This window comes from Levyella massiliensis, assembly GCF_000308275.2.
In the GTDB taxonomy this organism is placed as follows: Bacteria; Bacillota; Clostridia; order Tissierellales; family Peptoniphilaceae; genus Murdochiella; species Murdochiella massiliensis_A.
In genome coordinates this window covers 686,375-710,230 of the sequence record NZ_HG529490.1, presented here as the reverse complement: position 1 = coordinate 710,230, position 23,856 = coordinate 686,375, and the positions used below count along the sequence as shown (strand labels likewise).

Genomic DNA, 23,856 nt, shown 5'->3' with positions numbered 1-23,856 from the left:
ACGTTCAGTCAACGGCAGCCCCATTTCATACCGGTGCTAATGGCAAAAACGCCAAAACCCACGGTACGTTCGGCCGAGGCAGTCTCATTTCCTATAACATAAAGAAGGCGACCCGTTGGGTCGCCTTCTTCCTATTCATTCGTCGGCTGCAAGCTGACATTTTCACAGCCGGATTTATTTTTCATTACCGTCTTCTCAGAATTGACTCGGATCCTGCGGTCCGTTCGGATCGTAAGCATTCGGGTTAGCCTCGTTCGAGTTAGCCTCGTTCGGGTTCTCGTCAGGATGGCGATAGGTGCTGTTGCGATCGCTGAAGCGAGAGTCGTAGCGCGCAAAGGTCTGCGGGGGTACCATCACGCCCTCTTCAGCCCAAAGCGGGAAATCTCCATCGATGCCTCCACGACCACTGTCAGTTGCATCGCGATTGGCAATGTATTGGTAGCGATTACTGAAGGCCATTAGTATGCCGACAACAAATGGAACGGACATATAGCAGAACGCCATGCTGTCTTTGCCTGAGAATCGCTTCCCGAAATAAAAGCCTACATACCAATATTCGATAAGACTTAGGAACGGGATGAGGGACAGAATAAACCAACCTATGGAAGTGCGACCCAGAGCAATCTTAATACGTATCCATTCGTTATAAAAAGGAATGATACACTTCCAACCGGCTTGGCCTGCTTTTTTGTAGAGTTTCCACTGGGAAATCACTGCGACGATGCCAAGAGTAAGAGCAGCCAGAGCGAAGATCAGGTAGAAGGACGCAAAAAAGGCAAGAAAGACTTTGAAAAATTCCGGGTCTTCTTGCAGAGCGCTGTTCATGTCCTGGGGAAACGGGTACGGATCATACATAAAGAAGGACTCCTTTCAGGATCGATTTGCGATCGTTTTTTTCGATGTGGAATCGATGGTTGACGGAAGGTATTGCCTTCCGGTCAATAATTACCCTGGTTCGATTATTTCACACGATGACGCAAAAATTTTCAAAAATGGATATTTCTCATGTTTACATATACCCCCAGGGGGTATCTTCTTAGGAAGAAAAGATAACGTAGGTATCGAATCCGTCGGAGCGATACTTTCTTGTTATGGTATGCTATCGAATGTGAACGGGAAGAGGAAGCAGTATGAAAGAAAACACAAAACATGAAGTGACACATGAAAGTGCTTCGGCAGAAGGACTTGTCAAAGAACGCTATGACGTAGAGGGGATGACTTGTGCGGCGTGCGAAAATGCAGTGACACGAGCCGTTGCTAAGCTGGATGGCGTTGAAGAGGTACGCGTCAGCCTGATGACGAATGCGATGGATGTGGCTTATGACAGACAGAAGATGAGCGCGCGTCAGATTGAAAAGGCGGTACAGGATGCCGGCTATGATGCCCATTTGAAGCCGAAGAAGAGTGAACGCACGGCAGGAAAGTCGTCGGCGCAGCCGGAACAAAGTCCTTTTGCAAAACAGGCTGAGGATATGCGTCAGCGCTTACGCATTTCGGTACCGTTTTTGCTGGCGTTATTATATGTAGCGATGGGGCCGATGATCGCTTTGCCCCTGCCAAAGGCACTATCCGGTATGGAAGGTAGCGTAAGCTTTGCCCTCCTTCAGTTCTTGTTGGTATTGCCCATTGCTTTTGTCAATCGCATTTATTTTCTTCACGGCTTTCGCAGCTTATGGAAGCGACAGCCGAATATGGATTCGCTTATTGCGGTAGGTGCCGCGGCAGGACTCATATATGGCGTATTTGCTTTGTTTCAGATCAGCTACGGCATGGGCTTTGGCGATGCAAAACGCGTCATGCAGTATCGCCATGATCTGTATTTTGAAGGTGCCGGCACGATTCTGACGCTGATCACGCTGGGCAAGTATTGGGAAGTAAAAAGTAAACTGAAAACGACGGGCTCGCTGCGTGCACTGATGGATTTACAGCCGAAGACAGCGCGCGTCGTGCATAACGGCGTGGAGACGATCGTCGGTATCGAAGAGGTAGAAAAGGGCGACATCCTTTCCGTACGTCCCGGCGAACGCATCGCTCTGGATGGCGTAGTTGTTGAAGGACGCAGTAGCGTGGATGAATCCGCCATCACCGGGGAAAGCATTCCGGTAGAAAAGGGTGTCGGCGATAAGGTGACAGGCGCGACGATGAACAAAGTGGGGGCATTCCGCTTCCGTGCGACGGCAGTGGGCGAAGAAACCACGTTGGCAAAGATCATCGAACTCGTGGAAGAGGCGCAAGCTACAAAAGCGCCAATGCAGGCGCTGGCGGATAAAATTGCGGGCATTTTCGTTCCCGTCGTGATCGGTATATCGATCTTGACATTAGCCGTATGGTTGCTGGTGGGGCAACCCTTCACCTTTGCGCTTCGCTTGGCCATTTGCGTGCTGGTTATTTCCTGCCCCTGTGCGCTGGGTCTAGCCACGCCGGTAGTGGTGATGGTGGCCACAGGTAAAGCCGCTGAAAACGGCTTACTCATTAAGTCAGCGGAAGCCTTGGAAATTCTGCATGAAACGAAGATTTTGGCCCTGGATAAAACCGGCACAATCACGGAGGGGCATCCGCATGTTACTGACATTTTAGTGGCTGAGAATTGGGATACCGAAACGATTCTGCAACTGGCCGGCTCTTTGGAAAAAGATTCCGAGCAACCGCTCGCGGAAGCCATTGTCCAAGCGGCCAAGCAAAAAGACATCCCCCTGCTTGCTGTAGAGGATTTTGAAGCTGTGCCGGGTCGCGGCGTGAAAGGAAAGGTAACCAAGGAAGAAAAGACCTATGCTTTAGCTGTAGGCAATCGACGCTTTATGAATGAAGAAGGCATTGCTATCGATGCGCTTCAAAACGAAGCAGAAAGCCTGGCCGAACAGGGGAAAACGCCCATCTACTTTGCAGCGGATGGCGTGGTCATAGCTATCCTTGCGGCTGCTGATGTGATTAAAAACACCAGTCGCAAGGCATTACACGCTTTACAAGAACGCGGTATCACACCGGTGATGCTGACGGGGGATAATGAAAAAACGGCGCGTGCCATCGCAAACGATTTGGGCATCGATCGCTATGTGGCAGGCATTCTGCCGCAAGACAAAGAGCGCTATGTGCGCGAATGGCAGGAAGATGGCAAGGTTAAGGTGGGCATGGTTGGCGATGGCATTAACGATGCACCGGCGCTCGTACGTGCCAATGTCGGCATTGCCATCGGTGCGGGTACGGATGTTGCCGTGGATTCGGCAGATATGGTGCTCGTGCGTTCCGATTTGCAGGATGTGGTATCGGCGGTGGATCTGTCGGCAAAAACCAAAAAGAAGATTCAAGAAAACCTGTTCTGGGCCTTCTTCTATAATGTCATCTGCATTCCGCTGGCAGCAGGCGTATTTTATCCGGCTTTCGGCATCACCTTGAACCCCATGATTGCGGCGGCCGCCATGAGTCTTTCTTCGGTATTCGTTATGACCAATGCGCTCACCTTGCGCCGCTTCCGTGTCATCCATGAAGAAAAGTATACCGCCGCGGAAAAAAATCCAGAGCGGATTGCAATTCGTTCCCTTCCGGCGACGATCGGGTACAATAACATTGAAACGAAACTTGGCGACGCCTTGAAGGGGCACTCGGCAGGACAACATGTAGAAGAGATGCATAACGAAAAGGAAAGTGAGGAAAGCATGAAAAAAGTTTTGCATATTGAAGGCATGAGCTGCGTGCATTGCCAAAAGCACGTGAGCGATGCCCTTAATGCGTTAGACGGCGTACGAGCGACGGTGGATCTGGAGAATGCAAAAGCTGATGTGGAAATCACGGGCTCTGTGAGCGATGATACACTGAAGAAGGCCGTAACAGATGCGGGTTATACGGTCACTTCGATCGAGGTATAAGATGCACGCAAATCAAGATGCCATTTTGCGCCGACTGAAGATTGTCCGAGGGCAGGTGGAAGGGCTGATTCATATGGTGGAAGAGGATCGCTATTGCATTGATGTGTCCACGCAATTAATGGCGGCCTCCCAGGCATTGCGCAGCATTAACCGAGACGTGCTTTCGGAGCACCTGACGCATTGCATGATCACTTCGGCAGAATCGGGCGATCGCAACGAAATCGAACAAAAATTAAAAGAAATGGACGAAGTGATTCAGACGCTCTCGCGCTGAGCCGAGTTTCGTTCTCTAGGAGATATTATGTTGAAGCTCTTTGCTTTTGATTTGGATCAAACGCTTTTGGTTCATGGAAGCATTCGCGAAAAAAATCGAGAAGCGCTCCGTGCTTTGCAGGCGGAAGGCAAAACCATCGCTTTCGTAACGGGACGTGTCTTGCGCTCGCCCCAATTTTTAGCTGCGCAGGCGGGGATCACTGCCTATTGCGTTGGCTCCAACGGTTCGGTGACCGCTACACCAAACGGGCATGTGCTTTCGGAACACAAACTGGATCCGCAGACCGCCGTTAAACTCATTCAAATCGGTCTACGTCATCACGTTTATTTTCACTTTTATTCGCAGGATACGCTGTTTTCTCCCTACTTTTATCCGGAGAAATATGAGCATTTGTTGGCGGCAGACACAACGTACGGCATGCGTATGCAGTGCAATATTCATATCCAAAAACACAACGATTTGGAAAAAGGCGCCGATCAAATGTTGAAAATTCAATATTCTGCCGGTGACGATCTCGATCTGCAAAATGCGTTGATGCGGGAAATCCGAGCCATCGGTACTGTTGCAGTAACGATGTCCGGAAAAGGTCTGGTGGAGGCTATGGCCCAAGACGTGGATAAGTGGCATGGCCTTAAGGTAGTGGCCGATCACTGTGGCATTCAGCAGGAAGAAATTTGCGCCATGGGCGATTATTTGAACGATTGCGGTATGATTTCTCATGCCGGGGTGGGTGTGGCCATGGGCAATGCTTTGTCGGAAGTCAAAGAAGCAGCCGATATGGTCACGGGACCTTTTGATGCTTATGGGGCGGCAGAAGCCGTGTGGCGTTTGAAAGAAGAAGGACGTTGGTAATGACAACAAAGGATACATTTACACACTATGATATTGTGATCATCGGGGGCGGCCCGGCGGGTTTGTCTGCGGCACTTTATGCGGCACGCAGTAAAAAATCGGTCTTGGTGCTGGAAAAAGAAACCATCGGGGGACAGATGATGGTGACCGCCGTGATTGAAAATATGCCCGGCGGCGATAATGATCCGTCAGTCTTGGCGGAGCGTATGAAGGAGCAGGCAGAACACTTCGGCGCTGTATTTCGTAGCGCAGAAGTGACGGCAGTGGATCTTGCAGCATCGCCAAAGCGTATTACACTGGATGAGGAAGTTTTAGAGGCGGATGCTGTAATTTTGGCCACCGGTGCCAATCCCCGAAAATTGGGCTTGGAGAACGAAGAACAATACACCGGCCGAGGCTTGGGCTACTGCGCCACCTGTGACGGACCGTTTTTTGCCGGCCTGCCGATCTATGTGGTGGGCGGTGGCGATGCCGCTTTTGATGAAAGCTTGTATTTGGCGACGCTCTCAGATCACGTGACGATTCTCTATCGCGGCGAAACCCCGCGAGCAACGAAGCTCTTGCAGCAGCGCGCGAAGGAATCCGGCAAAATTAAGGTTGTGTTGCATACGGATGTCATCGCTTTAGGTGGTGATACGATGCTCACGTCGTTTGTGATGCGCAACAATGTGACTGGTGAAGAGAAAACCGTGGAAGGCGATTTTGGCCTGTTTATCTACATCGGCATGGTGCCCAATACCAAACTGTTTGCGGATCAGATTCGCGTGAACGAGGCAGGCTATATTGAAGCCGGGGAGGATACGCTAACCAATCTCGAAGGTGTATATGCCGCGGGGGATGTGCGTGCGAAAGGCGTTCGTCAGATTGTCGGTGCGCTTTCGGATGGCGCTACTGCAGCCATTGCTGCCGGAAAATATCTGGATCAGCTTCATCGCTAAGAATTGAGATGGCGTTCCTATGCAGCATAGGCAGCGATACACCAACCGTTTATCGGTACAAAGAAACGGAGAGGGCATGCCTTCGTTATCCCAAAAGAAAAAGAGAAAGAGCAGAAAGAGCTCGTACGCATGGCCGCGTTTGCTCCTGTTTATAGCAACTTTAGTGGCTCTATGCGGCTTTCTGTTTTCTTTTTATCGGAGCAATATGACATTTCATACCACAGAATATACGATATCCAGTCCCTATTTGCCCAATGCCTTTAATCGCTATCGCATCGCGCAAATTTCCGATTTGCACAACAATGTGTTCGGTAATAAAGGCGAGGCGTTACAGAAAGCCGTGGATGCCGCGGCGCCGAATATTGTTGTGATTACGGGGGACACCATTTCGCGTCGCAGCAATGATACCCATGCCGTGGTAGAGGCTTTGAAGCCCATTGCGGCAAAGTATCCCACATATTTTATTCGCGGCAACCATGAACTTTACCGTGATGCGCATTGCGACGATGCGGCGGATTTTTACAAAGCCTTGGACGCTGCCGGCGTCATTCGTCTTGAAAATCGTTCCGTCAGCCTGATGCATCGCGAAGCAACGATTCAGCTGGCGGGTCTCATGGAGCCGTTATCCTGCTATGAAAACCGCACGGCGCCGGATGTGGAACAATGGTTGGGCAAAAAGAAAAATGAGTATACCATTCTTTTGGCTCATAATCCCTTGCCTTTTGCGGCGTATGTAAAGTGGGGGGCGGAACTGACGCTCGCGGGTCACGTGCATGGCGGCGTCGTACGCTTGCCCTTTATCGGTGGTTTATTTTCCCCGGAGCGACGTTTATTTCCCGCCTACAGTAAAGGCATTTATCGCCAAGGAAAAAGTGCAATGGTGGTATCAGCGGGTATGGGCGGCAGCCTGTTTCCTTTTCGCCTGTTTAATCCGCAGGAATTGGTTGTCATTACATTGCAGTCACAATCCATACATTGATCCGAAGGGAGGACTCGATGAATATCGTAGATATTATTCTTAAAAAACGAAACGGCGGGGTGCTGAGCGAGGAAGAGATCCAATTTTTTGTTCGCGGCGTGAAGGATGAGACAATCCCCAAATATCAAATTTCCGCTTTGCTCATGGCAATCTATTTTTCCGGCATGAATGCGCAGGAAGTGGCCGTATTAACGCGTGAAATGGCGATGTCGGGGGATCGCTTAAGCTTTCCCAATTTACGTCATCCCATCGTAGATAAGCATTCTTCCGGCGGCGTCGGCGACAAAACGTCGCTGGTGATCGCTCCGATTGTTGCGGCTTGCGGTTTACCCATTGCTAAACTTTCCGGTCGCGGCCTGGGCTTTACCGGTGGCACCATCGATAAGCTTGAGAGCATTCCCGGTTTTCGAACGGAGCTGACGGAAGAAGAATTCGAGCAATGTGTCGCGCAGGATGGCATTGCCATCATCGGACAAAGCGCCGATATTGCGCCGGTGGACAAGGTCTTATATGGCTTGCGTGACGTGACCGGAACGGTAGATTCCGTACCCCTGATTGCGGCCTCCATTATGTCCAAAAAACTGGCCGATGGATCGGATGCCATCGTATTGGATGTGAAGTATGGTTCCGGTGCGTTCATGAAAACCCCGGAGGAAGCCATTCATCTGGCCGAAGTTATGGTGGGCATTGGGAATGATAACGGTAAAAAGACCATCGCCTTAGTGACAGATATGACGCAGCCTTTGGGCAGTGCCGTGGGCAATTCGCTGGAAGTTCGCGAGGCGATTAATGCCTTGCATGGTAACGGCCCGGCAGATTTCATGGCGGAGTGCTTGGCGCTTGCTTCGGCAATGCTCGTGGCAGGCGAAAAGGCAGACACACAGGAACAAGCGCGTAAGATGGTGGAAGAAGCCATTGCTTCCGGCGCTGCTTTTGAAAAATTCAAAGCCATGGTGCGCAATCAAGGCGGCGATGTCTCTTATGTGGAAGAGCCGCAGAAGTTTGAGGAAGCGCAGTTACGCTTGGAGGGCACCGCGCCAAAAGATGGCATGGTGGCATCCATCGATGCAGAAGAAATCGGCAAAAGCTCTCTGCTTCTTGGAGCCGGTCGTCGCAAAACCGACGATGCCATTGATTTTGCGGTTGGTCTTCTCATTCATAAAAAGGTGGGCGATACCGTTAAGAAGGGTGATTCACTCTTTACCGTCTTTGCGAACGATCGTGCGAAGGGGGAAGAGGCCGTACGTCTTGCCCAAAGTGCTTATGGATATTCGGATTCTGTGGTCAAAAAGCGCCATACGCCGGTATATGCCGTGGTCAGTCGGGATGGCGTAAAACTGGAAATGCCTGACGCGTAAGATGAAGCAGGGGAGAATCATGAAAGAATGGACGAGAGAAAATTGCCCGCAAGCGACTCTTGTGGATGCGGCAGAAGCGGCATTGGCATATGCCTATGCACCATATTCTCATTTTCAAGTCGGGGCGGCGTTATTGGATACCGATGGAAAAATTTGGTCGGGCTGCAATATTGAAAATGCGGCCTTTACGCCGGGCACCTGTGCCGAACGTACGGCGCTTTATAAAGCGGTTTCTGAAGGCGCCCATAGGTTTTCCGCCATTGCTGTGGTGGGACGCCACGAAGGCATGCAGGCATTAACCGAAGCCTTTACCACGCCATGCGGCGTCTGCCGTCAAGCGTTGACCGAATTTTGTGCGCCGGATATGCCGGTGTTTTTGGCTGATGCCGGTGGCAACGTTGGGGAATTTACACTTAAAGAATTATTGCCTTATTCTTTTGGCCCCAAAGATTTGGATGAAGAGCATTGATCGTTGTGTGAAAAAAGAAAAGCGGCCCTCCGCATCCATAAGAGGATGCGGAGGGCCGCTTTTTGTCGGATCCGTCCTATGAAAGCTAAAGCGCTCCGTTTTCGTACGCAAAAATCCGCTTGTTATAACTGAAGAATGGCCTTGGCCAGCAGGAAGAACACAATGAGGCCGCTGGCATCGATAATGGTCGTAATGAGCGGTGCCGCCATTAAAGCCGGATCCAGTCCCAGCTTCTCAGCAGCCAGCGGCAGAATGCCGCCCAGCAATTTAGAAAACAGTACGATCACCATGACGGCCAGCCCGACGACGATACCCACCACTGGATCGAAGGGGGGTGCCATTGTCACGCGCAGGAAAGAGAAAAATCCCAAGACAAACCCGACACAAATGGCTACGCGGAATTCTTTCCAGAGTACCTTTGGCGCATCGGAAATATTGATATCACCGGTGGCCAGACCGCGAATGATCAACGTTGAGCTTTGGGAACCCGTATTGCCGCCGGTATCGGTCAACATCGGTATGAAGGTTACCAAAATTGGCATCGCCAAAAACGCGTGCTCGAAGGATCCCAGAATCACACCGTTCAACATGCCCGACAGCATTAAGAAGAACAACCAGGGCAGGCGGCTCTTAGCCATATCCCATACACTGGTATCAAAGTATTCCTTATCATTCGGACTGATCGCCGCCATGATCTGGAAGTCTTCGCTTGCGGCTTGTTCGGAAATATCCAACGCATCATCCGCCGTGATAATCCCAACAATGCGTTGTTCCGAATCCGTTACCGGCAATGCACTGAAGTCGTAGCGTTGAATGACATCCAACGCATCTTCCTGATCCGTATCCGTACTCACGGAGATCACGTGATCATGCATAACATCTACAATATTTTGCGAATCCTCCGCCGAAAGCAATTCTCGTACGGAAAGGACGCCGATCAATTTTAAATCCTTACTGGTGACATAGACTTCCGAAAAAGAGTCGAGCAGTCGTTTTTCATGTCGAATTTCATCGATGGCTTCACGTACGGTCATGAACGGAAAGATTTGAATAAATTCAGCGCCCATGACGCTGCCCGCCGATTGATCCTTGTATTTCAAAAAGCGATTCAACTGTTCGCGTTTTTGCGGTGTGGACGTCTGTAAGACGGCTCGGACGACATTCGCTGGCATTTCTTCCAACAAATCAACCGCGTCATCCACGTACAACCCGTCAAAAATAGCCGCCGTTTGCGAAGTTGTAAAAAGCGAAACCAAATCCAAAGCGCGCGGCACACTCAGATACGAGAAAACATGCGCTGCCTTGTCCTTGGTCAGGAAGCGAAAGAATATAGCTGCCTCTTCCGCCGGCTCCTGTTCCAGAATGGGTGCAATGTCGGCCGCGTGCATATCCTTCAGGTGCTCACGCACCCCCATTACATCTTTTTTTTCAATGAGTTCGTTAAGTGTTTCTAAAAAAGTTTTGTTTTCCATCTTGCACCTCCGTCATGGTACGCACGGGAATGCAGACACCAATATTCGTTGAAACCATAGTGGGCCTCAACCGACCTTTCGATTCGTCGGATGAAATAACCTCATTTCTTTGACAGCTTCAACGGCCTGATGAAAAGAGCATGAACGCCAAGTCCTTCCGAGAGAGGAAAGGGCGAAAAGCGATACAACGAAAGCAAGCAGACGATACGGAACTCGTTTACCCTATATAGCAACGATGGGGCAGCACAAAGTGTGCGTCGCATGCAACGTTATCAATCATGGCTATACAAATTGCAATAATGCCGCAACGATCGCGTCTGAATACTAACGAAGTACACCGAAATAAAATAGCTTTTCTGACGAAAGGCGTTCGCTCATAAAACTTCGAGGCTCAGTCGGTGGTGTTTCTGCATTGTCCGAATGGTTCACAGGTCCCATGTTGAACTCCTTTCTTCCAAAAAATTATGATACGTATCGCGTATCCTTACCTATTCATTTTAGGCGCTGGCGAAAAAAATGGCAAGCTGTCAGGGGCGAAAAGGCAATAGTGCGAAAAGCCGCCGTAAACTGAGCCACCGATTTACGGCGGCAAGGCGAAAGTACGAAGAAAGGCGATCTAAAGATCGCCTTTCTTCGTCATATTGAAAAAATGGATGCCCGGCGAAGCCGGGCTACCTATTTACACACAATGTAATTATGTTTACGGGTCACATCCACATACCGAAGCCGTCACTTTCTCACATCGACTTCGCTATGCCTTCGTTGCTTCGCACTCCGTTGGGCTTGTCGCATGGCTTTCCATTTCGCTCTGCTGCACACAGGCATCCACTTGGATGGCGAGGGCGCATTCCATGCGTTTGCGGAATAGAGCGCAGCTGAAGGGCACAGTACCGGTGAGAGAGCCGGAGGCGTGTAGAGCGTTGGCAGCACAGCCGCCGGAGCAGTAGAGCTTTGCCCAGCAATTCGCGCACTCCGGATGGGAATAGCAGTTGCATTCTTTGAAATCAGCAGTGATTTCCTGTTTCGTGATACCGTCCCAGACATTGCCAACGATGTAGTCGTCTTCACCAACGAATTGATGGCAGGGATAGAGTTCCCCTTTGGGCGTGACGGCTAAATATTCGACGCCGCTGCCACAGCCGGAGATGCGCTTATGAATACAAGGGCCGCCCTCCAAATTCATCATAAAGTGATAGAAAATGAACGGGTGATCCTTCGGGGGAAGATCATCAATTGAGCTGCCGGCGGCCAGTGCTTTTGCTGCTAAGCGATTGCGACGAATCATTTCGGCCGCTAATTTGTCGTATTCACGGTTTAAGGCTTCCACATCGTCGGGACCGAGCATGTAGGGCTCGGATGGATCACCGATAACCGGCTCCATGGAGAGACGATAGAAGCCCATGTTGGCCATATGCAGAATGTCCTGATAAAAGTCGACGTTGTTCTTCGTAAAGGTGCCGCGCATGTAATATTCCTGATCGCCACGACGGGAGACAAAGGAGCGAAAACGAGGCACGATGCGATCGTAGCTGCCTCGACCATCGATGGTATGACGCAGGCGATCGTGTACTTCCCTTCGTCCGTCCAGAGAGAGAACGACATTGTGCATTTCACGATTCAGGAATGTGGTGACATCATCACTAAGAAGCATGCCGTTGGTGGTAAAAGTGAACCGAAATTTCTTACCGGAGTCGGCTTCCAATGAACGCGCGTAAGCGACGGTATCCTTGACCAACTCCCAATTGAGCATGGGTTCGCCGCCAAAAAAGTCCACATCGATACTACGATGCGGGCCAGAAGCCTCAATGACGAAATCGATAGCACGGCGGGCGACATCGTTGGTCATGAGCGCGCGCTCTCCGTGATACTTGCCCTGGCTGGCAAAGCAATAATCACAATCCAGGTTACAGGTATGGGCAACGTTGAGGCAAAGCGCTTTGACATAGGTTTTGCGATCGCGGAGGTTGAGGGCCAAATGACCGAAAGGATCTTCCGTGAAAAGGCGCTCATCTTCAATCAAAGCGACAAAATCATCTAGTGCATCGCTGATTTCCGCATCGGAAAAAACGGCGCCTTCCGCATGGAGCTGTGCCGATACCTGCTTTCTTGTGGCGTCATCGAGACCGTTTTGCGGGAGAAAGGAACCGTTGCGTTGGAGAGTATCCAATTTCTGCAGAACGCTGTAGGAAATATCATCTAAAATATGAACCGCGCCGGAATAGACATCCAGCGCGATTTTATGGCCTTGCGATTGAAAATAATGAATCATCGGAACAATTTCTAAGAACGCGAATTAGCGCAACGTTTTAGCACAGTCTTGGTTTGCAATACCGCAAGAGGTTTTGCAAGCCGATTGGCAGGAAGTTTGGCATTCGCCACAGCCGCCGTCCAGGGCGCTCTTCTTCAAATCACGGGTTTGCAGACTGATAATATGTTTCATAATGTCCTCCTCAGGATTTTGGCCTTTCGGTCGTTTGTGCCCTTTCGGGTCTCTATCTATTTTACGTGCCAACGCTTAACGCGTCAACCTTCGTACGAAAACGGGAAAATACAGCGAATTACTTTGTTGACGGTTCCTCTTCCAGAACACAGAGTGAAAGTTCCTCATAGGTTCCGCCGCCGGGTTCGCGTTCCGTGCGTAATTTAACATGACGAGAGGCCATCCCTTCCAGGGCTTCCAGGGTTTCTTGGCGAATGCGTTCTCCGGGAACAAGCAATGGAATTCCGGGAGGATAGGTCCATAGCGATTCGGCGGCAATACCGCCGGCAGTTTGAGAGAGCGGTTGCATGATTTTATGGGAGCGTCGCGCATCGGCGATGCTCAGGACTTTTTCGGGCAGAGGCGGCAAGGAAGCCACCGGCCGTTTAGCAGGGCACACCGTAAGGGTCTTATCAATATCCGATAATGCTTGTGCCAAGGACGGGAAAATAGCGGGATCATCGCCGATCGTCAGAATAAACAGCACGTGTTCGGCCTGCGCCATTTCCACTTCAAAGCCGCGTTGACGCAGCAAATTCGCCAGCTCAGGACCGGAAAGAGAGGCGCGTGCCGTGGAAATGACAACCCGGAAGGGATCCGATGGTAAGGAGGTCTTATCGCTAAACTGCATCCATTCCAATGCCTTTAAGTTCCGTAACGGTAACGCCGCACTCTGCCAGGCTTGCCACATCTTTTGATGCAGTGATACGCCCTCTCTTTCCAGAAGGCGCATGCAGTGATCGATGGAAGCCAGCAAGATATGAGACGGAGAGCTGGTTTCAAAGATAGAGAGGGCGCGTGCCAGTTCTGTTTGATCCACGCGGGAGGAGGCATGCACGAGAGCCGCCGGTGTAAGAGCCGGCAAGGTTTTGTGCAAGCTTTCTATGACAATGTCGGCACCGTCTGCTACCGCATCCGAATAGTTTGGCCCGATACCCGTCAGATAACGCAGATGTGCGCCGTGGGCCTGGTCCACCAATAAAGAAGCTCCGTGAGCATGGCAAATCGCAGCAATGGAACGGATGTCACAGCGTTGTCCTTCAAAGGTTGGTGAGGTTATCAGCACAGTCTTTATGGTCGGATTTTTTTTCAAAGCTGCTTCCACCTGTGCGGGACGGATGGGACCCGGGATGCCCGGCACACGCAAATCCGGCATCAGGTAAATCGGGTTTAACTGCAACAGCTCCACACCATGGTAAAGACTCTGATGACTGGCTCGGGAGAGCAGAACATCGCTACCCGGCGGACAAAGCGTATACATACCGGCCAGGTTACCGCCGGTAGAGCCTTGTACGGTATAAAAAGTACATGAAGCGCCGACAAAGCGGGCGACGGCATCCAGTCGTTCCTTTAAAAAGGCATCCGGGTGATGCAGATCCCAGGTGCCGTCAATTTCCGTGACATCCAGACCGAAGGGGAGAGCTTCCCCAAAACGGGTATGGCGCTTATGCCCCGGCATATGAAGGGGATAGAGACCGTGATCGCGCACGTCCTGCAACACGTCCAAATAATCTTTATCTGCGGAAGCGTGTGTTTTTCGTTCCATGCGTTATCCTTTCCTCGGTGTTTTTCGTTTTTTCACGCTATTTTCCATAGTTGCCCCTATTTTCCATTATAATGGGGAGAGACCCATTTGTTTCTTTTCTCGGAGTATAGGAGAACAGACTTTTTTCGATTCGCCCGTGGCACGGGGCAATCAGTTGGGATACGAAGCGTATTATACCTTTTATTTCCCGACGAGTAATCTTTTTTTGTGGGAGGGAGGCATCATGCGAGAATTTAAAACGATACTTCCATTTTTGAAGGATAATCGCCTGCGTTATGTTTTCGGTATTTTGATGCTGATTTTAGTGGATGCGGCCAGCTTATATCAGCCGCAAATCGTACGTCGCTTTGCGGACTTGGCCTCGACCGGGGTGCTGACCGAGAAGCTTTTGATCGAATTAGTGGCGTGGATAGCGGGCTTGGGTATTTTCATGGCCGTTGGTCGTTATATTTGGCGCGTGGAAATTTTCGGCAATGGCAGACGGTTGGAGTATTGGTTGCGCGATAAGCTTTTTAAAAAATATCTGCAGCTGGATCAGACATTTTTCAATCGTAACTCGACGGGCGATCTCATGGCGCATGCTACTAATGATGTGATGATGGTGGCGCAGTCCATGGGCGGCGGTGTGATGATTTTGGTGGATAGCCTCTTCATGACGGCTTTTTCGGTGATCATGATGGTGACAACCATCGGCGTGGTCAATGCTGTCGTGGCGCTTGTATCGTTGCCACTGTTAGCGTTTACCATTGCGAAATTGATGGGACCGATTCAGACACGAAGTCGGGCGCTACAAAATGCTTTTTCGGATTTGACGACAGAGACGCAGGAAAATCTTTCAGGTATACGCGTGATCAAAGCGTGCGCGATTGAGGACAATCGAGCCGCTTCTTTTGGCGGAGTCAATGACGACTATGGCAAAAAATGTATTCAATGGACCAAGGTGGATTCGCTTTTTGATCCGTCGGTGACGCTCATTTCCGGCCTCAGTTTTGTGGTGTTTATTCTTTATGGTGCTTTGCAGATTCATCGCGGCATGCTTTCCATCGGTTCTTTTGTAGCAACGATAGAGTATCTCAATATGATGGTTTGGCCGCTGATTGCCATGGGGCTTGTCGTTTCGAATTTTCAGCGTGGAATCTCCTCGATGGCGCGATTGAATGAAATTTTCCGCGTGCGTCCGACTGTGCAGGAAGTGAAAAATCCGGCGGACCCGCAGAAGTCGGAAGGACACATTGTGTTTCGCCATGTTTCGTTCCGCTATGGTGAGGACTTGCCTTGGGTATTGCGCGACATTAATTTTGAACTCCAGCCCGGTCATTCACTGGCCGTGGTCGGGCGCACGGGCGTGGGAAAATCAACGATATTACACCTTTTATTGCGTCGCTATGATGTGACGGAAGGCGAGATTCTGGTGGATGGTACGGATATTCGCCAGATGTCTTTTGAGGCGCTGTATCGCACGTTCGGCGTTGTGGCGCAGGAGAGTTTTTTGTTCTCGCGCACCATTGGCGGCAACATCGCCTTTGGCGGGGAAGAAGAGAATACGGACGAGGTCCACGACGCAGCGCGCTTTGCGCAGGTGCATGACGATATCATTGCAATGAAACAAGGCTATGAGACGGTAGTCGGCGAACGCGGGGTTACGCTCTCCGGCGGGCAGAAACAGCGTGTTTCCATCGCGCGAGCGTATTACAAGAAGGCACCGGTATTGGTGCTTGACGATGCCTTATCCGCCGTAGATACCGAAACGGAAAGTCACCTTTTAGCGGGCTTGCGCCGCCATCGCCAGGGACTTCTCATGATCAGTCAGCGCGTCAGCACGGTGCAAAATGCCGATGACATTATCGTTTTAGAGGATGGTAAGATCACACAGCGCGGCACGCACGAAGCATTGGTGCAGGAAGACGGCTTCTATCAGGAACTGTATCATCGCCAGCTGTTGGAAAGCCAGGTAAATACCGCAGAGGCGGACGACCAGGGACAGACGGCGGCCGCCTTGAGAGGAGAAGAGGCATGAAAAAGCAGAAAAAGAATACGCACCATCTTTTGCGTCTTGCCGCTTTTGCGAAACCGTATCTCAGCTGGTATGTGTTGATTTTTATCACGATGTTTATGACGACCGTTGTGGTTTTGCTAAGACCGAAGATTATTCAGGTTTTAATCGATGATCATTTGTCACCGCTTGCTTCCGGCGTGCTGCCACAAGCAGTGCAAGATGCGCATTTATCGCAAGCGTTATTGCTGGGCCTCCTTTATTTGGGCACGATCGTGTTTCACTTCGTGGTCATGTATGCCTACGATTTTTTAACTATGCGTACGGGCACGCTCATCGTGACCGATATGCGCCAGAAAATCTATGAGCATGTTCTGCGCCTGCCCATGCGCTACTTCGATCATCATGCGATCGGCAGTGTTGTGACGCGTGTTGCCAACGATACGGATTCCGTGCTGGATCTTTATACCTACGTGCTGACCAATTTATTCCGCAATCTCGTCCTGTTTTTGGGCGTTTTAGTGATGATGTTTTCTCTGGATGCGCGTCTGGGCTTTTTTATCTTCCTGCTCACGCCGGCGGTAATCATTATTTCGGTGATTTTCCAAAAACAGATTCGCATCGTTTACGATAAACAGCGTGCCATTCGGTCGCTGATCAATACGAAATTATCGGAAAATATCACAGGGATGAGCGTGATTCAGACCTTTTTCCGTGAAAAGCAGATTTATCAAGAGTTTGATGCCACTAATACGGAGTATTACAAGGCTTCAAATCGAGAAGTGCAGTACTACGCCATCTACCGACCGGCCATTGAAATCATTCGAACGCTTGGATTGTCTCTGCTCTTTTGGTTTGGCGGTTTGGCACAGATGGGCGGTTTTTTGACCTTTGGTGTGGTTTATGCCTTCATCAACTATTTGCAGCGGCTCTTTATGCCGATCGAGGAGATGGCGGAAATTTTTAATGTTATGCAATCTGCGTTTTCCTCTTCGGAGCGCCTTTTTACCTTATTGGATGAACCAGAAGAGGAGTACCGTTCGGGCATTCCGGTGCCGGAGAAGGGATTTATCGGAAAAATCGAATTTAATCATGTTTGGTTTCGCTACCAAAAACCGGAGGACGTCGGACAATATACGGAGGAAGAAGAGGCAACTGTTGCGGCAGGCAAGGATCCTGCGCAATGGATACTGAAAGATGTTTCCTTTACCATAGAGCCCGGTAGTTTTGTGGCTTTTGTCGGAGCGACGGGCGCCGGGAAGAGCACGATCTTAAGCCTTTTAGCGCGTTTTTATACCGTGGATCGCGGCGAAATACTAATTGATGGTGTCAATGTGAATGACTATGATCTCGTTTCTTTGCGTCGGGCGCTCGGCACGGTGCAGCAGGACGTATTCCTCTTTAAAGGGGATATCCTGAGCAACATCGCCATCGGACGTGCGAAAGTGGATCGCCGTCGGGCAATAGAGGCTGCTAAACTGGTCAATGCGGATGCCTTTATCAGCCGTCTGCCCAAACAATACGATGAACCGGTGACGGAGCGCGGATCAACGCTTTCAGCCGGCCAGAGGCAATTGCTGTCTTTTGCGCGTACGATTGCGGGGGATCCGTCGATCTTGATTTTGGATGAAGCCACGGCAAACATCGATACGGAAACCGAACAACTCATTCAAAGTGCGATTTTGCGCATGGCGAAAGATCGTACCATGTTGGCGGTTGCCCATCGCATTTCTACCATTGCGGATGCCGATGAAATCATTGTCATGCATCACGGGCGCGTCGCGGAGCAAGGCACAAAAGATGAACTTATTGCGCAAAACGGCCTTTTCCGTGTACTATATGAATTACAGTACGGACAGGAGGTTTAAATGACCACGGAAAACGAAGGACAAAAACAGGATGGCGTAAAATTCTATCATCAATATAAAAACATGGCCTATCACATTGCCTTCTCGTTCACGCATGAAGAAAAGAGCGCCGAGCAGGTTGTGGCGGAGGTCATGGGCATCTTTCAAGAATGTGGCATTTTTGAAAGCGAGCTTTCGCGGGAGGAACGAAAAGGCTTACTTGTCTTGGTGACCAGACATCGAGCGTTGGTGGCGTCCCGAGCGTTGCGCAACAATGGTGAATCCCGCCATGACGTTCATATTCCGATGCCTTCCCTCATCGGTGATGCGGAGGTTAGCGTGTATGGCGAACAGATTGCCCGCATTCCCGAACGCGATCGCATTGTTCTGCAACTGAGCCTGCTCTTCGCCTTATCCGATGACAGAATTTCTCATCTGTTGCGGATGAAACGTAATGTCGTGAATGCGCGCCGTACTCGTGCCCTGGCCTTTATTGCGGATCAAAATAGCCTTTCGGATGAAGCCCGTGCCTCACTACTGGAGAATCCTTCGTTCCGCACAGCATTACATCTGTGGCTGAAGAGCCATATCAATTCGGTCGAAGCTGTGTCACACATGGATACGCATGTATTTGCACCGGAAACGGAAGAGCGTATTCTGTCTGCCCTTCAAGGTCGTCCCGTCTACAAGCGAGCAATAAACGGGATCACGCGCTTAGGAGAGTTCCAAAATCGCATTTTATACCTTGTTGCGGCGTTGGTTTTGTGCGTGATTTTGATCCTAACGTTTATGCGTTTCTTTGGTGGCAGAGGACATCAGAAATTTGAAATTCAAAACTCCGAGATTTCATCCGATGTTTCCGAAGCCTCTTCCGAGGAGATTGTAACCGAAATTCGTCAGGTTAAGCGTGCGCATGCTGCATTCTATAAAGATCGCATCCTGTTCCTGGACGAAAAAACCGGTGTGCTCTATGAAGCCAAAATCGGCGCCGATGTGCGCCCCGTGATCAACTTGAAGGAAGCAATCACCAATGCTTACGGTATCGAACACATCGGCTATCAAGACGGACGCATCTATCTTGCCTTTGTGAACGGAAAAGGCGGTCACATCAGTGGCAATCCTATCCAACTCACCATGGAGCAATATTGGGCAAAAGCCTGGTTTAAAAATCAGGATGACCAACCTGCCACTTCCCAAGTCCGTGTGGACGGGGTAGAATACCAGTTTCAGAAATAGCGAATTATCCTCATATATTTTACGAACAGAGTTCATCCCCAAAAAACGAAATGGCCAAGTTTCAGCGTGATAGACGTTGAGGCTTGGCCATTTATTTATCGCTGGGCGTAAGCAGGTTTCGTGGCGTCGCTTTTGCTCTAAAATCACAGAATTCATATGGGATAAACGCGAAAGCGGTCCCGGGTACCGTTGGTCATGGCGAAATTGAGATTACCCACGGTATGAAATTACCGGCAGCACGCTCAAACGTACCGTTGGTAATAGCGAAATTGCGATTACCCACGGTATGAAATCGCCAGCAGCACGCTCAAACGTACCGTTGGTAATGGCGAAATTCCGATTACCCACGGTATGAAATTACCGGCAGCACGCTCAAACGTACCGTTGGTAATGGCGAAATTGCGATTACCCACGGTATAAAATCGCGAGCGGCACGCTTGAACGTACCGTTGGTAATGGCGAAATTGCGGTTACCCACGGTATAAAATCGCCAGCAGCACCCTCGAACGTACCGTTGGTCATGGCGAAATTGCAATTACCTACGGTATAAGCGTCAATAACGCAGCAAATTCAAAAAAAAGAACGCCGCGGCAGAAGCGCGGCGAACCTCTTTATGATCTCATTTGTGAATATTATCTGTGTTATAAGTCTTCGTTTGAAGCACGATCTGTCACGCCGGAGAAGTTAACGCCGGTATCCTTCGGCTCTTCCACGGTGAAATCATAATCCTTGCCCGGCAAAACGGCATTGAGCACGATGCCTAAAATGGCAGCAATGGCCAAACCAGAAAGGGAAATGGTGGTAGCTCCGACGGAGAAGGAGATGCCCGGATGGTCGCCGGTGAAGCCAAGTGCTGAGACAAAGATGGCGGCAGCAACGATGAGGTTACGGCTGTTGGTGAAATCGACCTGGTTTTCGACCAGGTTGCGAACGCCGATGGCGGAGATCATACCGTAGAGGATGAGGGAAACGCCGCCGATGATCGCTGTCGGAATGGAACGGATGAAGCCGCTTACCACAGGGAAGAAGGACAGAATAATGGCAAAGACAGCGGTGATCTGCATAACACGCGGATCGTAGACTCGCGTAAGCGCTAATACACCCGTGTTTTCACCGTAGGTGGTATTTGCCGGACCACCAAAGGCCGCCGCTAAGGAAGTGGCCAGACCGTCACCGAGCAAGGTGCGATGCAGGCCGGGTTCGCGGATATAGTTTTTGCCTACAGTAGCACCAATGGCAGTAATATCACCGATATGCTCCATCATCGTTGCTAAGGAAATGGGCATGATGGTGATGATGGCAGAGACGTTGAATTTCATAAAACTTTCTGGATGCAGAGGTAGAGCCACAGGCGCGGCCGCTACGATGGTGCTGAAATCGACGCGATGCAAAAGCAACGCGACGGCATACGAGACGAGCACGGCCAAGATCAGCGGAATAATGCGCAGCATGCCTTTGCCCCAAATGTTAAAGAAGATGATCGTAGCAATGGCGACAATCGCCAACAGCCAGTCCGAAGAGGCGTTACCGATGGCGGAAGGCGCCAAGGTCAAGCCGATGGAAATGATGATCGGTCCCGTCACTACCGGTGGGAAGAAGCGCATAACGCGTTCCACGCCAAATTTATAGATAAACAGAGCAAGTACCACATACACAAGGCCCGCCGCAAAGACACCGCCGCTGGCATAGGGAAGCATGGCCGTATTGGGTTGCCCGTTTACAAAGGGAGCAACCGCGGCGTAGCCGCCCAGGAAAGCAAAAGATGAGCCCAAAAAAGCCGGTACTTTTCCCCGCGTTATAAAGTGGAATAACAGGGTTCCAAGTCCGGCCATGAGTAATGTTGTTGAAATGTCCAGTCCCGTCAGCAAGGGGACGAGTATCGTTGCTCCGAACATCGCGAACAAATGTTGCAGTCCGAGGAGAAGTCGGGTGGGGACAGCCATGGTGGTAATGTCCCAAATCGCAGCTTCGCCCGGTTTCGTGGTCGCTTTTTCCGAAAGGTTGTTGCGTTCCATAATCCCTCCATTCTGTACGAACGCTCGGGTTTCCCCGAGCGTTCCTAAGCCCAAAATTGACAAGATTATAGCAGACTGTTTCTATTGATGCAATGCATCGTCATCATTTTTTATCGGGATAGGCTTTTAAGCCTTCGTTTACGATGTGCAGGGCGCGTTTCAGCTCTTCTTCGTCCACGCAATAAGAGATACGGATTTCGTCCTGCCCGTGTTCAGAGGAACTGTAAAAGCCGCCAGCCGGCGTCAGTAGCACCGTCTCGCCTTCGCAATCAAAATCAGTGAGCATCCATTGCACAAAGGCCTCGGCATTTTTCACCGGCAATTTTACCAACGAATAGAACGCACCTTCCGGCTGCGAATAACGGATGCCATCCATCTTAGAAAAGGCATCCAGCATCACTTGGCGACGCGTACGATAGATTTCGCGCACGCCTTCGTGGTAGCGCGGATCCACATTGCCGAGTGCTGCCACCGCTTGCTGCTCTGAGGCAGAGACCCCGAGGCGCATTTGACAGAGCTTCGCAAAAGATTGTTGTAAGGCTTTGTTATGCGTTGAAGCCGTACCAATGCGGGCGCCGCAGACAGCATACTTTTTGGAGGCACTGTCCAACAGAACCAGCTGCGGACGGATTTCCGAAAATTCATAGAACGACACAAAGGGGCGTTCGACGAAGTAAAATTCGCGATACACTTCATCAGCCAGAATGATGAGGTCGTGTTTTTTTGCAAAACGCACGATGGTTTCCAGTTCGTCTCTGCGATACATTCTTCCCGTCGGATTACAAGGGCTCGAAAGCAAGATAGCTTTCATCCCGTCGCAATACTGCGCTTCAAAGGCCTCTTCCGAAGGAATGACAAAATCTTCTTCTGCTTTCGTTGTCACGGTTCGGAAGTCAACGCCTGTCAGATGGGTGATCATGGCATAGTTGGAATAGAACGGCTCAATCAGTAAGATGACATCGCCGGGATCGCACGTAGCCAAAATACTGAACTCAATTGCGCCCATGGCTCCATCCGTTACAAAAATTTCATTGGGTGCAAAATCGATGCCGTGACGCGCATAATAGCGTTGCTGCGCTACGCGCAGTTCTTCCAGACCGGAAGCGTTGGGATAGGGGATGCGACCTTCCGGAATTTGCGCCAATGCTTCAAAGTATTCGCGCGGCGGTTGTAAGTCGGGCTGTCCGATACTCAAACGCAGGACGTGTTTACCTTTCCCCTCTGCTTCTTTGGCTAGACCAAGGTAGCGACGTGTTGGTGATACGGGAAGGGCAGAAACGCGCTGTGAAACTTTCATGAAAACCTCCAATCCGAACAGGAACGTTGCTATGAAAAACTATGTATTGCTAAGTAAGTATATACGAAGAGAGGACCTCTCGTCGCACTTTATGTTAAAAAATTATATCTTGCAATGAAAGGGTTTCCCTTGGTTCAAAGGATTCTAATAGCATAAATGCGTAAAAGCACCTTACAGGCGATTTTCAGTGATTATGCAATAGCTCATAATTTCTCTTTTCTACAGAAAACGTTTCGAGTATACTTAGGAAGAAGTGAAGGATTGCGCTATGATGGGGAATAGAAAGGAGGAAAATATGGACATCAAAAGCGCTTTAGAGGAAGCGTATCGCTACGGAAGAGGCTATACCGATCAGGGAAAAGTCGCAGACTATATTCCGGAGCTTGCTAAACAACACAGAGACACGGTCGGAGCAACGCTCATCAACCCGGATTTTGAAACAGTATCCGTGGGTGAAGACCACTACAAGTTTTCGGCCCAAAGCATTGCTAAGATCATTATTTATCTTTGTGTGTTAGAGACCTATGATATTTCTTATGTGCGGCAATTTATCGGCGTCACGCCATCCTCCAAGCCGTTCAACAGCATTATTGAATTGGAATTGAGTCACAAAAATATTCCTGTGAATCCCTTTATCAATGCAGGTGCCATCGTGGCCACCTCATTATTGGCACAGGAATATAACGAAAATACGTTTGAAAAGATCCGAGAACGCGCACGAGAAGTGATCGGGCGTTCGGATTTGGATTACAGCCATGCGATCTACCAATCGGAGAGTGGTTCCGCCTTTGCCAATCGTGCGCTGACGTATATGCTCCTCAACGATGGCATTATTTCGCCAAAGATCAATGTGGAAGATATGCTTAACGCCTATTTTAAGTCCTGTTCTTTATTGGTGAACACACTGGATTTGGCTAAGCTTGGAGCGGTACTGGCGCATGACGGTAAAGATGCGGAAGGTAAGCAGATTCTTTCTGTCGAGAACGCATCCATTCTGCGTACCGTGATGGCTACCTGCGGTACCTATGATTATGCGGGAGAATTTGCTCTACTAGTCGGCATACCGGCAAAAAGCGGTGTTGGTGGCGGTATTGTAGCAAGCAGTCGTTCAGGCTACGGTATCGGTGTATTTTGCCCGGGTCTGGATAAGCATGGCAATTCCTATGTTGGTGTGCGCATGCTGGAACGACTCTCGAAATTATTGAATCTGCATATTTATTAAACACTTAGGAGAAAAT

18 protein-coding genes are annotated in these 23,856 nt (G+C 50.1%); 11 read left to right on the top strand and 7 right to left on the bottom strand.

The annotated features are described in order from the left end of the window. Positions 1-195 precede the first annotated feature (195 nt). A complete protein-coding gene (locus BN98_RS03240; RefSeq protein ID WP_019189757.1) occupies positions 196-855 on the bottom strand; it encodes a DUF5684 domain-containing protein in 660 nt (219 codons plus the stop codon). A gap of 275 nt (positions 856-1,130) precedes the next feature. Between BN98_RS03240 and BN98_RS03235 the strand changes: the two genes are divergently transcribed. The 7 genes from BN98_RS03235 to cdd all read left to right on the top strand — a co-directional run bounded on the left by BN98_RS03235 (position 1,131) and on the right by cdd (position 8,733). Further along, positions 1,131-3,863, top strand: coding sequence for a heavy metal translocating P-type ATPase (locus tag BN98_RS03235; RefSeq protein WP_019189758.1), 2,733 nt, complete (start codon positions 1,131-1,133; stop codon positions 3,861-3,863). Between the two features lies 1 nt (position 3,864). Next, positions 3,865-4,137, top strand: coding sequence for a metal-sensing transcriptional repressor (locus tag BN98_RS03230; RefSeq protein WP_019189759.1), 273 nt, complete (start codon positions 3,865-3,867; stop codon positions 4,135-4,137). Positions 4,138-4,164: 27 nt separating this feature from the next. After that, complete coding sequence (locus BN98_RS03225; RefSeq protein ID WP_019189760.1) at positions 4,165-4,989, top strand: Cof-type HAD-IIB family hydrolase; 825 nt, start codon at positions 4,165-4,167, stop codon at positions 4,987-4,989. Further along, the gene (locus BN98_RS03220; protein WP_019189761.1) at positions 4,989-5,927 is read left to right on the top strand and encodes an NAD(P)/FAD-dependent oxidoreductase; all 939 of its coding nucleotides are present in this window, start codon (positions 4,989-4,991) and stop codon (positions 5,925-5,927) included. The genes BN98_RS03225 and BN98_RS03220 overlap by 1 nt, the downstream gene beginning before the upstream one ends. 205 nt (positions 5,928-6,132) lie before the next feature. Beyond that, positions 6,133-6,906: a metallophosphoesterase gene (locus tag BN98_RS03215; RefSeq protein WP_195891100.1), complete on the top strand. Its 774-nt coding sequence runs from the start codon at positions 6,133-6,135 to the stop codon at positions 6,904-6,906. Positions 6,907-6,923: 17 nt separating this feature from the next. Then, entirely contained in the window at positions 6,924-8,264 is a 1,341-nt protein-coding gene (locus tag BN98_RS03210; RefSeq protein ID WP_019189763.1) for a thymidine phosphorylase, read from the top strand. 19 nt (positions 8,265-8,283) lie between these two features. Next, on the top strand, positions 8,284-8,733 hold the full coding sequence (gene cdd, locus BN98_RS03205) for a cytidine deaminase (protein WP_019189764.1): 450 nt from the start codon (positions 8,284-8,286) through the stop codon (positions 8,731-8,733). 122 nt (positions 8,734-8,855) lie between these two features. On the opposite strand, the gene mgtE is transcribed toward cdd, so the two are convergent. The 4 genes from mgtE to BN98_RS03190 all read right to left on the bottom strand — a co-directional run bounded on the left by mgtE (position 8,856) and on the right by BN98_RS03190 (position 14,230). Further along, the gene (gene mgtE, locus BN98_RS03200; RefSeq protein WP_019189765.1) at positions 8,856-10,205 is read right to left on the bottom strand and encodes a magnesium transporter; all 1,350 of its coding nucleotides are present in this window, start codon (positions 10,203-10,205) and stop codon (positions 8,856-8,858) included. Positions 10,206-10,956: 751 nt separating this feature from the next. Then, positions 10,957-12,474 (bottom strand): thioether cross-link-forming SCIFF peptide maturase, encoded by a 1,518-nt coding sequence (gene scfB / locus BN98_RS03195; RefSeq protein ID WP_019189766.1) that lies wholly within the window; start codon positions 12,472-12,474, stop codon positions 10,957-10,959. Between the two features lie 24 nt (positions 12,475-12,498). Then, complete coding sequence (gene scfA / locus BN98_RS08135; RefSeq protein WP_019189767.1) at positions 12,499-12,645, bottom strand: six-cysteine ranthipeptide SCIFF; 147 nt, start codon at positions 12,643-12,645, stop codon at positions 12,499-12,501. 118 nt (positions 12,646-12,763) lie between these two features. Beyond that, positions 12,764-14,230 (bottom strand): aminotransferase class I/II-fold pyridoxal phosphate-dependent enzyme, encoded by a 1,467-nt coding sequence (locus tag BN98_RS03190; protein ID WP_019189768.1) that lies wholly within the window; start codon positions 14,228-14,230, stop codon positions 12,764-12,766. 223 nt (positions 14,231-14,453) lie between these two features. Here BN98_RS03190 and BN98_RS03185 point away from each other — a divergent pair, with 223 nt between their 5' ends. The 3 genes from BN98_RS03185 to BN98_RS03175 are packed head-to-tail and all read left to right on the top strand — an operon-like array spanning position 14,454 to position 19,306. Continuing rightward, positions 14,454-16,247, top strand: a complete 1,794-nt coding sequence (locus tag BN98_RS03185; protein WP_052332292.1) for an ABC transporter ATP-binding protein — start codon at positions 14,454-14,456, stop codon at positions 16,245-16,247. After that, complete coding sequence (locus BN98_RS03180) at positions 16,244-18,091, top strand: ABC transporter ATP-binding protein (protein ID WP_019189770.1); 1,848 nt, start codon at positions 16,244-16,246, stop codon at positions 18,089-18,091. The genes BN98_RS03185 and BN98_RS03180 overlap by 4 nt, the downstream gene beginning before the upstream one ends. Continuing rightward, on the top strand, positions 18,092-19,306 hold the full coding sequence (locus BN98_RS03175; protein ID WP_019189771.1) for an RNA polymerase sigma factor: 1,215 nt from the start codon (positions 18,092-18,094) through the stop codon (positions 19,304-19,306). It abuts the gene before it with no gap. 641 nt (positions 19,307-19,947) lie between these two features. On the opposite strand, the gene BN98_RS03170 is transcribed toward BN98_RS03175, so the two are convergent. Both BN98_RS03170 and BN98_RS03165 read right to left on the bottom strand, forming a co-directional pair. Next, positions 19,948-21,321, bottom strand: coding sequence for a uracil-xanthine permease family protein (locus BN98_RS03170; RefSeq protein WP_019189772.1), 1,374 nt, complete (start codon positions 21,319-21,321; stop codon positions 19,948-19,950). Positions 21,322-21,424: 103 nt separating this feature from the next. Continuing rightward, the gene (locus BN98_RS03165; protein WP_019189773.1) at positions 21,425-22,618 is read right to left on the bottom strand and encodes a pyridoxal phosphate-dependent aminotransferase; all 1,194 of its coding nucleotides are present in this window, start codon (positions 22,616-22,618) and stop codon (positions 21,425-21,427) included. Between the two features lie 295 nt (positions 22,619-22,913). On the opposite strand from BN98_RS03165, the gene glsA reads away from it, so the two are divergent. Continuing rightward, positions 22,914-23,840: a glutaminase A gene (gene glsA / locus BN98_RS03160; protein WP_019189774.1), complete on the top strand. Its 927-nt coding sequence runs from the start codon at positions 22,914-22,916 to the stop codon at positions 23,838-23,840. Positions 23,841-23,856: the final 16 nt, after the last annotated feature.